Annotated in this window: 9 protein-coding genes; 7 read left to right on the top strand and 2 right to left on the bottom strand. The window is 44.4% G+C overall.

Annotated elements, in window-relative coordinates; translation table 11 throughout:
• Positions 1 to 43: 43 nt before the first annotated feature.
• Positions 44 to 1,786, bottom strand: coding sequence for an ABC transporter ATP-binding protein (locus BW961_RS00280; RefSeq protein ID WP_068590337.1), 1,743 nt, complete (start codon positions 1,784 to 1,786; stop codon positions 44 to 46).
• 36 nt (positions 1,787 to 1,822) lie between these two features.
• Positions 1,823 to 3,595, bottom strand: a complete 1,773-nt coding sequence (locus BW961_RS00275) for an ABC transporter ATP-binding protein (protein WP_068590597.1) — start codon at positions 3,593 to 3,595, stop codon at positions 1,823 to 1,825.
• A gap of 322 nt (positions 3,596 to 3,917) precedes the next feature.
• Here BW961_RS00275 and BW961_RS00270 point away from each other — a divergent pair, with 322 nt between their 5' ends.
• The 7 genes from BW961_RS00270 to BW961_RS00240 all read left to right on the top strand — a co-directional run bounded on the left by BW961_RS00270 (position 3,918) and on the right by BW961_RS00240 (position 15,872).
• A complete protein-coding gene (locus tag BW961_RS00270) occupies positions 3,918 to 6,182 on the top strand; it encodes a glycosyl hydrolase family 95 catalytic domain-containing protein (protein ID WP_068590339.1) in 2,265 nt (754 codons plus the stop codon).
• Positions 6,183 to 6,202: 20 nt separating this feature from the next.
• The gene (locus BW961_RS00265) at positions 6,203 to 8,533 is read left to right on the top strand and encodes a helix-turn-helix domain-containing protein (RefSeq protein ID WP_068590341.1); all 2,331 of its coding nucleotides are present in this window, start codon (positions 6,203 to 6,205) and stop codon (positions 8,531 to 8,533) included.
• 157 nt (positions 8,534 to 8,690) lie between these two features.
• A complete protein-coding gene (locus tag BW961_RS00260; protein WP_068590343.1) occupies positions 8,691 to 10,349 on the top strand; it encodes an extracellular solute-binding protein in 1,659 nt (552 codons plus the stop codon).
• A 78-nt stretch (positions 10,350 to 10,427) separates the two neighbouring features.
• A complete protein-coding gene (locus tag BW961_RS00255) occupies positions 10,428 to 11,399 on the top strand; it encodes an ABC transporter permease (protein ID WP_082867634.1) in 972 nt (323 codons plus the stop codon).
• A 12-nt stretch (positions 11,400 to 11,411) separates the two neighbouring features.
• Entirely contained in the window at positions 11,412 to 12,302 is an 891-nt protein-coding gene (locus tag BW961_RS00250; protein ID WP_068590344.1) for a carbohydrate ABC transporter permease, read from the top strand.
• Between the two features lie 107 nt (positions 12,303 to 12,409).
• A complete protein-coding gene (locus tag BW961_RS00245) occupies positions 12,410 to 13,456 on the top strand; it encodes a glycoside hydrolase family 88 protein (protein WP_082867647.1) in 1,047 nt (348 codons plus the stop codon).
• A gap of 40 nt (positions 13,457 to 13,496) precedes the next feature.
• Positions 13,497 to 15,872 carry a chondroitinase-B domain-containing protein gene (locus tag BW961_RS00240; protein WP_082867635.1) on the top strand — a complete coding sequence of 792 codons (2,376 nt, stop codon included), beginning with the start codon at positions 13,497 to 13,499 and terminating at the stop codon, positions 15,870 to 15,872.
• Positions 15,873 to 15,892 lie beyond the last annotated feature (20 nt).

Genomic DNA, 15,892 nt, shown 5'->3' with positions numbered 1-15,892 from the left:
GTCTACAACTAATTCTGCCTTCCGCATCTCTCAATGGTGATCATTAAGATGCCTTTTCTCCTCTTTGCAACTGATACATCTTATAGTATCGACCCTCTATTGCCATCAACTGATCATGATTACCCCGTTCCACAATCTCACCCCGATGTAACACGAGAATCTGATTAGCCTCACGAATGGTAGATAATCGATGTGCGATAACAAGAGTTGTACGTCCTTCACTGACAACCTTGAGCGCCTGTTGAATCAACCCCTCTGTCTCACTATCGATGCTCGCCGTCGCTTCATCTAAGATCAGAATGGATGGATCAAATGCTAAGGCTCTAGCAAAGGAAATCAGTTGTCTTTGTCCCGAAGATAAGGTGCTTCCACGCTCCACGACTTGCTCATCATAGCCATTAGGTAACTGTTCGACAAATGACGCTGCACCCACATCTTTTAATGCCGCCTGCACTCGTTCCAAGGAAATATCTTGATTATATAGACTTACATTAAATTTAATATCTCCAGCAAATAAATAAGGGTCTTGCAGTACGATGCCCATATGCTTACGAAGAGCTTGCTTCGAGTGCGTTGTAATGTCCGTGCCATCAATCGAGATGGTCCCTTGATCAGGCTCATAGAAACCAAGCAGCAAATTCATAATGGAACTTTTGCCTGAGCCTGTGTGGCCCACAAGCGCTATCGTCTCCCCTTTTCGAGCTTCAAAAGAAATGTGCTTCAGCACATTCTCACCGGATTTATACGCAAATGTTACATTATCGAATTTCACGATACCTTCAGGACGACTTACCTCGTGACTCTTCTCAACCTCCATGCCTTCCAAATCCATAACCGCGAATACTTTCTCAGAAGATACAAACGCTCTCTGTGCATTCGTCAATTGATCAAAAATACCAATAATCGGTACAAAGATCCGGCTTAAGTAGTCAATAAAGGCGTAGAATACCCCGAAGGAAATCACAGTTTGTAACGACTCACGACCGAAATACCAGACAACAAGCGCTGTCACTAAGCTACCTATCACACCCACAATATTACGAGAGGATAAGGAAAATACTCTGAACTGCTTGACCTGATTCACATATCGGTCTTCATTCAACACTTCAAATTCTTCGAGCGTGACCTTCTCCCGACGATAGGCTTGGATAATCGGCATCACCGCAATCGATTCATTGATAGTCGCGTTCATGTCGCTAAGTCTAGCACGCATAATCGTGATAAATCTCTTCGAATATTTCAAATGAATCTTCATAATTACAATGAATATGAGCGGTAATGGGAGACAAAATAAAGCCAGGCGCACATCTAAGATGAACAAAGCGATATAAATCCCTGTAAGCTGAACCAAGCTCACGACGAAAGTCGCCATGAAGCTCATGAACAAGTCCCTCACCGCCTCGGTGTCATTGGCGATTCTCGATACCACTTGCCCGATCGGCGTATTGTCGAAATATTTCAACGGAATCCGTTGAATATGCTTCATCAAATCCATACGCATGTTTTTAATAATCCTAAGCGCCGTGGACTGTAGAATATACGACTGCGTAAAGTTACAAACGCTAGCGATAAAGATAAGCCCGATATACAATGCAATTAACCATAGTACAGATGAAAGGTCACCTCCACCTGTAGATAGATATTTATCAATGATTGTTTTGGTAATAAAGGGTCCGCACAGCTCAGCACCTACCGCACAGCAAAGAATGAGGAGAGCGCCGATAATTCTAAATTTATAGACGAGCGCATATGCGAAAAGCCTGCTCGCCGTGGATTGCTTGGGCATATAAGCGCCTCCTAGAAATTGTGGTGACTACGCTCACTACGCGTCTGAATCCTTCAGAATAACTTCTTCATCTTCCAAGCTCGCTTCCATCTGCTGACGATCCCACTGCTCTTTATACCAACCACCAAACAGCATCAGCTCTTCATGCGTACCTTCCTCAATGATACGTCCATCATTCAGCACTAGAATCCAGTTCGCATGACTAACCGCAGATAGACGATGTGAAGTAATTAATGTTGTCTTACCTGCACGTTCAAGGCGAATATGATGAAGAATTCGACTCTCTGTCCGTGCATCTACCGCTGATAATGCATCATCAAGAAGTAGGATCTCGGAATCGATTAGCAGAGCTCTAGCAATAGCTAAGCGTTGCTTCTGCCCTCCCGATAGCATAACCCCGTTCTCACCGACAACTGTGTTTAGTCCTTCTGGCATTTGAGCAATATCTTGCGTGAAGGAAGCCATTTCAACTGCTTTTGCAATCTCTTCAAGGGATGCTCCCGGCTTGCCAAGCGCAATATTGTCAGCAATAGACTTAGATAATAACAAATGCTCCTGTGGTACATAAGCGACCCATCGCTTCATTTGATCAAGGGCTATTTGTTCCACAGGGTAGTCTGCGATAAATAACTTCTGCTCTTCAATGGGATACTGCCGTAGCAACTGCTTAAGTAATGTACTTTTCCCACTGCCTGTTCTCCCGATAATGCCCAAGGTCTGCCCACGTTCCAAGCGAAAGGAAATGTTATCTAGGCTAGGATGGTTAGCCGATGGGTATGTAAAGGTTAACTGCCTCATCTCGATCCGAGTAGGGTTGTTAATATCCACTAAAGCTTCCCCATCCTGTAGATCAGGTTCTTGAGACAATGCCACATCTAAGCGATCCGCTGAGGCACTTCCACGTTGTAATACATTGATAAATTCACCGAAGGAAATCATAGGCCAGATTAACATGCCGAGATAAATGTTAAAGGTAATCAGTTGACCCAGTGTAATTTGATTCTCCAAAACAAGATAAGAGCCATAACCAATACCGATGGAATAACTCACACCCACGATCAGTGAAATCAGGGGTTGAAAGAGTGCATTGAGTATCGAGACCCGTTTGTTCTTGTCCATCACCTCAGAGGTGACTGTGTCAAAAGCCTCTGTATCGTAATCTTCCTGCACATAAGAGCGAATAACTCGAATTCCTGAGATGGACTCTAGCGCATGATCATTCATTTTTCCGAAAGAAGCCTGAGCATCTAAGAAACGTGTTCTTACTTTTTTGCCCAATAGACTAATCACGACAACCAGAAAAGGCAACGGGATCAGCGCCGCAATCATAAGCTTAAAGCTAACTAACGTAATCATAGTAATAATAACGACCGAGGCACCCACTAGCGTATTCACAAGGGTCATGACCCCGTAACCGGCTGTTTGTCCAATCGCCAAAATATCATTTGTTGCTAATGCCATCAGTTGCCCCGTACTATTACGCTGGAAAAAGGCGGGCGTCATCTTCGTCAAATGTGCCAGCAATCTTCCTCTTAATACCTTCTCAACGAGGGCCGAGTTACCAAATAAAGTGGTAATCCATATGTAAGTCATAATGTACAACAATAACGCAAGTCCTACGAGCAATAGAACCGTCTGGCTTAGCCCTGAACTTGTCAAGGTTCCTTTCTGAATATGATCGATCGTATTTCCGATCAGCTTGGGAGGTATCGTGCTGAGGATACTCACACCTGCCATTAAAGTGATAGCAAGCGTATACTGGCCCCATCTCCATTTAAAAAACCACTGTAACCGAGTCACGAAAGACAAGGCATTCACCTCTTCCACATTTCCAATACACACAACCTTGATTTTACCTTCTCATCCATAACAAGTCTATTGAAATTATAGTTTGATGAGGACTCCTCTATTTGTGAAGGATAATGCACCTCCATTTACAGATTTCCCACCTCATTCTCTATTACCCAATTCAGGGGTATGCTACGATATAGAAGCGCAGGAAGAAGAAACCAATGACAAGTGAGATTCAGTTCTGCAGCCAGTTTATTGATCTCTGCTATGATCCGCCGCTTAATTGTGAAAGCGGATACAATGATAGAGAGATAATATTCCTATACAAGGGGGAAATATAGTGAGCAGTTATATACAGACAAATATTAATTGGCCTTCGTTTCTATCACGTCATGATATGTTGTGGAAGGCTAGACCGATGAGTTGGGATGAAGGAGTTTTCATAGGTAATGGACTACTTGGAGCTATGATATACAGCGAGGAACATAAAGCTAAACGTCATGTACTGCGATTCGTGCTTGGGCGGACAGATGTGACAGCAACGCGTAAAGGCGGCGTTAAAGATTTTCCTGTGCGTGTCCCCATTGGCGAATTGACTTTGGAGATGGAGGGGTGGATCTATCAGCCCTGTGAGATTCGCCTCGATCTGTGGAACGCAGAAATGCGAGCTGTTGTCCCTACAACAAAGGGCGAGATAAGAATACGAGCCTTCGTCCATGCCTTATCACCCGTATTAGCCGTTGAGTTCGACACAGATGATGGTGAAAGCAGAGCGCAGGTGAAATGGCACGCCTATCCTGAGGTAGATCCTATTCTGAAAAATGCCGATGGGATCAATCTGAATCAACATATTCCAGTGACCACTGTGCAGCGCACCACTGAAGAACAAGGAATTACGTTCGGTGTACAGTCTTATGACCATGGTGAAGGCTGCACAACAGCATGGAAGGTACATGACCTAGGCCAGACAGATGAACATAAGAGTGATTCTGAAGATAAAAAGTGGAATCGCCGTCTGTGCCTGCTGACCGTGATGAACGGTGTCACAGTTGAAGATAAAGAAACCGTTCGTAATGAACTCGAAGGAATTTCCGTTTCGGGGCCAGCGTGGACTTCATGGATATCCAATCATCGTCAGTGGTGGCATGATTACTATCCTGCAAGCTTCATATCCATACCCGACATGCAGCTCGAAAGTTTTTATTGGATTCAGATGTATAAGCTGGCTTCTGCAACACGGAAAAACTTACTGCCCATTGATAATCAAGGTCCATGGATGACCTCAACCCCATGGCCGGGATTATGGTTTAATATGAACGTCCAAATGACCTACTCTCCCGTGTATACGGCCAATCGGCTAGAGCTGGGACAATCTCTTATTTCTTCACTCCAGCAACACCAAGAACAATTGATTCACAATGTTCCTGAATCCTTCCGTAGCGATTCAGCAGGTCTAGGCCGAAGCAGCAGCTATGATCTGAACAGTCCGATTGAGGATGAAGTCGGAAATCTGACGTGGCTCATGCATAACTGCTGGCGCCAATACCGATATTCGATGGACGAGGATATGCTTCGTGATCTCGTTTATCCTCTTCTGCGACGCAGCATCTGCTTATATATGCATCTTCTGGAGGAAGGAGAAGACGGAAGGCTTCACTTGCCTGCGATGGTATCACCTGAATACGGCTCCTTCAAGCAATTAACGACTCCTGATACTCATTATGATCTATCATTATTGCGCTGGGGATGCCAAACATTACTATATGCATCTGAGAGATTAGGCATCCAAGATCCGCTACAGGATCGCTGGAATGACATTCTCACTAGGCTTACTCCGCTTCCAGTTGATCATACAGGATACCAAATTGGAAGTGAGCTAAGCCTTGAGTTCGGTCATCGACATTTCAGTCATCTGCTGGCTGCATTTCCGCTGCACATTGTTGGTAACTCGGATGAGGATCGAGAAGTTATCACGCGCTCACTTCGACATTGGATCGGCATGGAAGGCGATCTGCGCGGTTTCAGTTTTACGGGGGCTGCCTCCATTGCAGCAACTCTAGGGCTAGGGGATGAAGCGCTGGCTTATTTACGGAGCTTAATGCATCTTATTAAACCTAATACAATGTATAAAGAGGCGGGGCCGGTCATCGAAACGCCGCTTGCAGGAGCAGAGGCAATACAGGATATGTTGCTGCAAAGCTGGGGAGACCTAATCCGGGTATTTCCAGCCGTTCCAGAAGAGTGGCAAGAGGGCGTCTTTCATAATCTACGCACTGAGGGTGGATTTCTTGTAAGCGCTGTCCGTGAAGCGGGTCGGACGGTGCTCATCCGCATTCATAGCCAGGCCGGAGAACCTTGCCGAATTATAACGGACCTCACTTCTACAGATCAAGGATTTACAGTCGAGGTTGGAGGTAAGACATCCGGATCTGGATACCATTTGCAGGAGGATGGGTCCATCGATATCATGCTCAAACCAGGTGAGGAAGCCATCTTGTATACTGCCGGTAGCAAGCCAATAATTGCGCCGATCCCTACTCATCCTGTAACGTTCAATACTTTTGGCGGACGCAAACCATGGCGATTGTACGGAATCCCGAAATAACATCTAGGAGGTAAGTGAGTATGTTTAAACAACTGCGCAAGTACAACCGAAGTGTTATCGTGACCTGGCTGATATCGTATATTGCCGTATTGATGGTCCCCATTCTTATCAGTTTTGTACTATATTCAATTTCTTTCAATCAAGTTAAGGTGGAAACGAACCGAGCGAATGAATTATTACTGGAGCAGATGGAGATGTCGATTGACAGTAAGCTTAAGGGTCTGGAACAATTGAGTCTTGAAATTGCATTAAATAAAAGTATTTCCGTCTTCTCAAGTGTCGATCTTCCGCTGAGCGACGCTCATTATTACGATTTGTTTCAGATATCGGAAAGCTTGCGGACTTATAAAAATGCAAACGATTACATCGAGCAAATATATGTGATGTACACGAACAGCGATACCGTTATATCAACTTATGATCATACGAATCGCCAGGGCTTATTTCAAAAGCTACGTCGGCAGCAAGATACCACTTATGAGCAATGGAGTGCCCTGTTTGATCAAAAATATGTGAACGGCTATACACCGATGCATTATTGGGATGAGGGTACATCCACACCAGTCGTTGTATTTGCACGTTCCCTTGTTTTTAACACACCTGGTCAGCCGCCTGCGATCGTCTTATTTTTGATGAAAGACTCTAAATTAATAGAAAGTGTACCCCAACATCCGGATGCAACGATGTTCGTACTGGATACAGAAAGTCGTTATATTGCTGCCCCCAAAGATACTAGCCGTTTACCTCAACAATTAACTTACGATCAGCTACAAGGACAACAAGGAGTGGTTTATAAGGATATTCAGGATAATCAAGCGGCAGTATCTTATATTACTTCAAAAGTAACAGGATGGAAGTATGTATCCGTTCTACCGGCATCTTTATTTAACGAGAAGATGGAATACATGCGTAAGCTTACTTGGATTAGTATAGGACTGTGTCTGTTTGTTGGCGGGATTATCAGTATTCTTTTTCTGCGTAGAAATTATATGCCTATTCAAGTGATGCTACAGAGTCTGTCACATAAATTCGGACTGCGATTCGACGGTGGCTTGAATGAATATTCCTTCTTGCAGGATGCGATTCATGATCATTTCGCTGAAAAGGAAGATATACTTATCCGCTTTGACAAGCATCGCAATACTATTCGGGCGCATTTCCTGCGCCGACTTCTTAAAGGATATACAGAGAAAGACGTTCCCCTCCACGAATCCCTTGCTGCACATAACATCCTGTTTCCATCCAACCGATTCGTAGTCATGCTTGTATATGTAGATTATTACGGTAAATTTCAACAATACGGATCAGATGAACTACCCGACCAGAAGCAGCAAATGCTTCATTTCATATTAACGAATGTTATTGAAGATACAGCTGCAAGCGAGGCTGCTGTATATACCACAGAAATGAATGATGTTCTTGCTTGTGTCGTGAATTTTCAGGAAGTTATCTCTGAAGAACAAGAGCAGCTTGTCTTGAAGCGTATAACCGCTGAGGTTCGTGGATTTATGCAGGAACAGATACAAGTAGAGCTTACAATAGCGGTTGGTGGGGTTCATTCAGACATTTATGGAATAACACAATCCTATCACGAGGCATTAGACGCATTAGAATATCGAGTTGTGCTAGGAAGTGGGCATTTCATTCGCTATGAGGATACTCATGCCGGGAAGAATGCTCCATCGCATCATTATTATTATCCGATAAGTGTCGAGCAGCAACTCGTCTATGCGGTGAAGAGCGGAAATTATCCTAAAGTTGAGGCTTTGCTCGAGGATATTTTTAAAGAAAATTTCTCGGTTCATCCCGTATCCGTTCCGCTCGCGAAATGCTTAATGTACAACCTAGCCAGCACGATGCTAAACACGCTTGATGAAATGAATCTGACCAACAAACATACATTGGAGTCGCATCTAATGGATGTAGAAAAATTGTTAGCTTGCGAACATGTTCTGCAGATGAAGGCTCAGATGAAGCACAAACTTAAGCAGGTATGCGAATGGATTCAAGCCGAGAAGCGGGACCATCATCGCTATTTAATTGAAGATGTCCAGAACTACATAGAGAAATATCTCCATGATCCAAGTTTGAATATTTCCATGATCGGAGATACATTCCAGATGACACCTTCTTATATATCGCGCCTGTATAAAGATTACACGGGAGAAGCACTGCTGGATACGATCAATCGTTCACGTCTGGCTGAGGCAAAGGGCTTATTGATGCATCGCAAACTGACGGTAAATGAAGTTGCCAGCCGCGTCGGATATGCGGATGTCAGTACGTTTGTACGGACCTTCAAAAAATTTGAAGGAATGACCCCAGGAATGTATCAAAAAACAGCACATTGAAAGCCACGAGACAAAAAATACCGATCTTCTTTACGATTTGCCTGCGATTTTAGATTTTGTCTATGTTCACTTTTACTTATTTGTTTAACAATAGACCTCGTATACTTCATTTTGTAAGGGATTCATTACACTATCCTTAATTTGGGAGGGAATTATTATGGAACGACGTTTGCTGGCAAACGAATGCTTTCTGAGGCGTTTGAAAGTGGGAGTATCTGCAGTCTTGTTAACAAGCTTGATTCTGTCAGGATGTTCTCAAGGAAACGGTAACAAGTTGGAAGGGAAGCAAGGAGACAATGGAAAAGGTGCATCTGAGGAAATCGGTTCTACATATCCGCTCAATACGACCGAGACGATCTCGTCCTGGGAAGTCTTAGACAGTAACGCCGTGACATTCCATGCTGATCTCGCCGATACGCCATTCGGCAAAGCTCTTGCTAAGGCAACCGGGGTTAACGTAAAGTACATCCATCCCAATGAACAGCAGTCGAAAGAACAATTCAATCTCATGATTGCCTCTGATGAGCTTCTTGATACTGTCGAGTACGACTGGACGGGGCACAGCGCAGGGTCTTATCCTGGAGGACCAGAGAAAGCGATTAGTGATGGAGTCATATTGGAGCTGAACGATATCATTGATCAATATGCGCCGAACCTCAAGAAGAAGCTGGCTGCTAACAAAGAACTCGACAAGATGGTTAAAACGGATAGCGGCAAGTATTACGTTTTCCCGATGATCCGCAATTCGTCTGGACTCGTATTCCGCGGCCCAATGATACGTAAAGACTGGTTAGACGACTTGAAATTACCTGTACCCACCACGATTGCTGAGTGGGAAACGACTCTGAAAGCGTTTAAAGATCAAAAAGGGGCAAAAGCACCGCTTAGTGTAACTTACACCGGAGGAAATTTCGAGATCCGCGATGCTTTTATCGGAGCCTATCATACGTCGAACTCTTTCTATATTGATGATGAGGGAAAAGTGAAATATGGCCCCATTGATCCGCAGTACAAGGATTTCCTGACCTTGTTCCGTAAATGGTTTGCGGAGGGATTATTTGACAAGGACTTCGCGCTCACGGATACCAAAGCATTAGACAATAAGATTCTGACTGGACAGACCGGTGCAACTGTACATCAGCTTAGCGGCGGTATAGGTAGGTGGATGGATGCTATGAAGGAGCAGGATCCGAAGTTTAATCTCGTTGGCACTCCTTATCCTACGCTGAATAACGGTGAGGTTCCGTTTACAGGTCAACTTAGTTTCATATACAATCCAGGACCTAGTAAAGCCATAACGACTTCCGCTAAAAATCCAGAATTGGTCGCTCGTTGGCTAGATTATGCATACAGCGATGAAGGCGCGATGCTATTAAACTTCGGTATTGAAGGTGAGAGCTATGTGATGGAGAACGGCGCCCCAGTATATACAGATCTGATTAAGAACAATGAAAAATACAGCCTGCAACAGATGGTATCGATATATTCTAAACCGAATGGTCCTTATGAAGCGGATGGACGCCGTAATTGGAATACTCTCCCTCAGCAAGATGAGGCCGTTAAGGTGTGGTCACAGACGGATGCGAAGAAACATACACTGCCAGCCTTTCTGACTCCAACCGCTGAAGAGAGCAAAGAGCTCGGCAAGATTGTTATGGAAGTGAGCAACTATAAAGAGGAGATGTTCGTTAAGTTCATCGTCGGTAAAGAGCCGATGGAGAGCTACGATCAATATGTAGCACAGATTAAGAAGATGGGTATTGATCGAGCAATCGAAATCTATCAGAGTGCTTTAGAACGATATAACAAGAGATAACAGATTAGAGCCCAGGGGGTAGAACTCGATAAATCCCTCCCTTGGGCTAACAGATAGATAATGAGGAGTGAGATCGGCATGGCGAAACATCCACCTCAATTGCGCAAATCAACATTGTTGACCGCTTCTGGAACAAATACTTCCACCAGGTGGGGTTTCCTGAAAGATATAAGAAAGAACCCTTGGCTATATGTCATGTTAATCCCGGTACTTCTATACTTCACCATATTTCATTACTATCCAATGTACGGTGCTTTGATTGCTTTCAAGGAATTTTCTCCTCGCTTAGGGATCATGGGCAGTCCGTGGGTCGGATGGGAACACTTTGAGTCGTTCTTCAACGGCATTTATTTCTGGCGTGTAATTAAGAATACACTGATGATCAGTTTCTATGAGCTTCTTTTCGGCTTTCCAGCACCAATTATACTGGCATTACTGTTAAACGAAGTGCGAAAAACTGCCTTTAAGCGCACTGTACAGACCCTTACGTACATGCCCCACTTTATTTCGCTTGTTGTCGTATGTGGGATTATTAAGGAATTTACAATGAGCGATGGTTTAATTAACGACTTGCTAGCTTTCTTCGGCTGGGAACGGGTATCCTTACTGCTCGAATCTGAATACTTCCGTACTATATTCGTATCCTCGGGGATATGGCAAAATATCGGCTGGGGTACGATTATCTATTTGGCAGCGTTAGCGGGTATTGATCAAGAGCAATATGAAGCAGCCAAAATCGACGGCGCAAATCGCTGGAAGCAAATGCTTCATGTAACATTGCCCGGCATCATATCCACGATTATTATTCTGTTCATCCTGGAGATCGGTAAGCTCATGAATGTTGGGGGCGAGAAGATTATTCTCCTCTACAATCCATCCACCTATGAAACCGCAGATGTGATCAGTTCCTACGTGTATCGTCTCGGACTGCAGGAATTCAATTATAGCTTCAGTTCGGCCGTGGGACTATTCAACTCCGCCATCAACTTCACACTGGTAATCTCTGCAAACTGGCTGAGCAGGAAGATGAACAACACGAGCTTATGGTAGGGGGATGAATAAATGAAACGGAAACTAAGTAGCAATTCATTCGGCGAGAATGCGTTTGATGTCTTCAACTATATATTGTTAACGGTATTTACTATATGTGCATTGTATCCATTAATTTATGTTCTATTTGCTTCATTAAGCGATCCGACCTTATTTATGCAACATTCTGGAATTCTGTGGAAACCACTAAAATTCAGTCTAAACGCGTATCGACTCGTATTTGATAATCCAATGATTACTAAAGGCTATTTAAATACATTTATTATTGTCGTAAGCGGACTCGTGCTCAATATTTTCCTGACTTGTTTCGGAGCATATGCCTTATCACGAAAAGGACTGCGATACCGCAAACAGCTCATGCTGTTCATCGTATTTACTATGTTTTTTAATGGTGGACTCATTCCATTATATTTCACAGTAAAGGGACTTGGGCTTACAAATACGTTAGCATCCTTGATCATCCCACAGGCGATATCCGCTTTTAATCTCATCATTATGAAAACAGCGTTTGATGCTGTACCCGATAGCCTAGAGGAATCAGCCAAAATCGATGGGGCCAATGAGTTCGTAATCCTGTTCCGCATTATGATCCCGCTGTGCATGCCGGTGATGGCTGTGATGTTGCTGTACTACGGTGTAAGTCACTGGAACTCATGGTTTAATGCGATGATCTTCCTACAGGATCGATCCTTGTATCCACTTCAGTTAGTCCTACGTGAGCTGTTATTACTCAACGACGCCAGCTCGATGGCAACCGGTGCTAGTGGTGGAGAGGTTGCCATTATTGGTGAAACATTAAAGCACGCGACCATTATCGTGGCGACGGTTCCGATCCTACTCGTATATCCATTTCTTCAGAAATACTTCGTAAAGGGAGCTTTAATCGGCGCCATCAAAGGATAAATATTGTATCACACTAGGGAGGAAGAAACTTGAATAAATTAACGATCGATAATAATCCAAACTTAGAGGTCTGGTGGAAGCAAGCTCAGCAAAAGGTAGATCGGTTGATGACGAGAGAACTTGAGCTTGCACCGCATGCTACACGGGATGGAGAATATGATGGTCTTACATTAGACAATTGGATTTCAGGCTTTTGGCCGGGGATGCTCTGGATCTATTACGATATGACGGGTGATATAAAGTATCATGATGCCGCTTGGGACTGGGATATCCGTATGGAACGGTTAATGCTCGAGGAGAGTCGCTTTCATCATGATGTCGGATTTCAGTATTTGCCGACCTCCATCCTGAAATATAAGTTAACTGGCGATGCCGATGGTAAAAGACGCGGGTTAGCTGCCGCAAACTTTCTGGCAGGTCGCTTTAATCTAGCTGGACAGTATCTGCGGGCTTGGAATCGAGATCTGCCAGGTTGGGCTATCATTGACTGCCTCATGAATCTATCCCTTCTATATTGGGCAGCAGAAGAGAGTAAAGATCCACGATTCAGTCATATCGCGACTGCTCATGCGGACATGGCCTTACAGCATATGATTCGCACCGATGGCTCTACTTGTCATGTTGCTGTGTTTGATCCAGCAAGCGGTGAGCTACTTGAATATAAAGGCGGGCAGGGCTACTCACCTGAATCATGTTGGTCGCGGGGAAATGCCTGGGCATTATACGGTATGGCTAACACCTATCGTTACACAGGTGATACCAAATACTTGCAAGCCTCTCAACGGGTGGCTAATCATTTTATCGCATCCCTGCCGGATGATATGGTTCCGCCATGGGACTTCCATGTTCCCAATAGCGATACTGAACCGCGTGACACTTCAGCTGCTGCTATTGCCGCTTCTGGTCTGCTCGAACTTGCTAAACTATCCTCTCCAGAAATGGGTGCTGTATATCATAAGACCGCTGAACATATCATTGCTTCTTTATCCAAGGGATATTCAGCATTCAGCGAACCTGAACACGAAGGAATCCTGCATGGTGCAACAGGTCATAAGCCCGAGAATACAAATGTCGATGTGTCCTTAATCTATGGTGATTACTTTTATGTGGAAGCGCTCGCTAAACTTCGTGGCTGGAAACATCGTATCTTTTAGCACATCAGAACATTAATCTACGAAAAGAGGCGGAGCAACTTTGAATACGTTAATGAAGAAAACGAGAAGACAACAGTTTCTAGTTATAGCTATCCTCGGGCTGGCACTAACCCTTCTATTGGGATCACTAACGATACTACCTTCACAAGTGATTAGCGCTTCAAGCGAGACAGGAGGTTTCAGCATGAAACAAGTCACGAGTACCGCAACGGCCAGCTCATATCAGCCTGATACGAATTATGTACCTGCCAAAGTATTGGATGGAATATGGGGCGAGGATACGGAAAGTCAACAAAGCCGATGGTCCTCTTCTGGACAAGGGCAATGGTTACAGTTCGATCTGGGGCAGCGCCAAACGGTCACTTTTGTGAAAATTGCCTTTTTAAATGCAAGAGAACGTCTTTCGAGCTTTGAAATTCTAGCTTCTGATACGGCTGAATTTAATCCCGGCACAGTCGTTCTGCAGAAGCAAACCAGCCGTCAGCTTCAACCAGAAGACAGCATCCTGCAGACCTATGTCTTCGATCATCCGACAGATGCCCGATATTTACGTATTGTCGGATATGGAAATAACGCAAGTGGAAGTTCAGGGAATTGGAACAGCATTATGGAGGTGGAGCTTTATACCGGAACCGTACCGGGTGAAGGATCGGGTGAACCAAATCTTCCTCCTCCAGATGCGGGAAGTATCAAGGAAGGCGATGTGCTGCCTCCTGTATTAAAGCAAATCAAAGTTAATACAGCAACGCAGCTACAGCAGGCGCTTGATCAGGCGGTAAGCGGTACATGGATTGAACTTAAGGATGGCACTTATGAACAGAATGGTCCATTTGTGCTAAAAGAAAAGCATGGCACTGCGGCCTATCCAATCCGCATCACGGCAGCTAATCCGGGCATGGCAATCATAACTGGTAACAGCTATATGCACATCGAAGATTCGAGTTACATTGAGGTGACAGGTCTCAAATTTCAAAATAGTATCGGCGATGAAGCAGGGAATCAGACCTTGATCGAACGTGGATTATCGAACCATACCCGTACAGGTGTTCATCCAGGTGTTCAGTTGCAAAGCTCTAGTCGAATTTCGATTCTGGGTAACACGTTCGCGCTGGATGAGACAGGCCAGCCTTATCGATTTAAGGCTGAGAATCGTTCTGTATGGTGTCTAATTGACGTAAAGGGTAGCTGCCGATACGGAGAAAGCAGCTACGATCCGAATGGGGAAGTATACGATGGCTTAACATCGTATGAGGACGACAAACTGCTGACTGACAATGGAACGAATCGGCATTATATCCGTGTAGAAGGAACGAGCAGCCACAACCGGATTGCTTATAACGATATCGGACCGAAAAAAGGCTTTGGCGCAGTCCTTATCTACGATGGTGAAGGCCATAGTGGGCAAGGCATTTCACAATATGATGTGATCGAATACAACTATTTTCATGCCATTGGTCCACGTGTCAGTAACGGCCTGGAAGCGATTCGCCTTGGATTATCCAGTCTGTCGCTCTCATCAGGCTTTGTCACCATTCAATATAATTTATTTGATGGCTTACAAGGGGAAGACGAAGTTATTTCGGTGAAAACTAGTGATAATATTATCCGTTATAATACGATTCGCAATTCGTATGGCGGGATCGTATCACGTCATGGGAATCGCAACGAATTCTATGGCAATTATATTATCGGCGATGGTAAACAAGCTGGGCTCAGTGGTTTCCGTATCTACGGTAATGATCACAAAATATTTAACAATTATATGGAAGGGCTTACAGATAAGGTGATCCGACTCGATGGTGGTACACATGATGGCGGTCCTGAAGGGGGAACCAATCCAACCGTTCGCTGGGGAGGTAACAATGAACAATCAGCTGTGCTAAATAGTCTCCCTGCAGAGGAGCGGACAGAATTACTGCGCGGGCACTGGAGACAGTATAACGTCCAGATTTACCATAATACGATTGTTAATGTAGGTAACAACACCCCTACTTTTACCCTCGGCGGAAAAACTTATCAGCCTGTGGGTACGAAGATATATAACAATCTGATCTTCAGCCATGCAGGCACGGTATTTAATGAAACGGATGCTGTCGTGAAAGCTCCGCTCAATGAGCGGCCAGTGTACAAAGGTAATATGGTCGAAGGAATAGCTCCCATTTCCAACAACCCAATTATTAACGGGGCGATCCCTAAACAGGAGCTTCGTTTAGTTCGTAGTACAGATGGATTAATACGATTGTCAATTTACAGTCCTGCTATTGACGCGGCCGTTAGTCCGTACTTTGCCCTAGAAGACATAGATGGACAAATGCGATACGCGCCGGATGTTGGTGCAGATGAATATATGTTTAACGGACCGAAGATGAATCAGCCACTTACGCCTGCTGATGTCGGTCCTCAAGCATTATTTTAGAAAGTTAGGAGATGCTCAAT

The sequence above is a fragment of the Paenibacillus macquariensis genome (assembly GCF_900156375.1).
Classification (GTDB): domain Bacteria; phylum Bacillota; class Bacilli; order Paenibacillales; family Paenibacillaceae; genus Paenibacillus_AQ; species Paenibacillus_AQ macquariensis.
The sequence above is the reverse complement of the archived record's forward strand: the minus strand, read 5'-3'. Positions and strand labels throughout refer to the sequence as shown.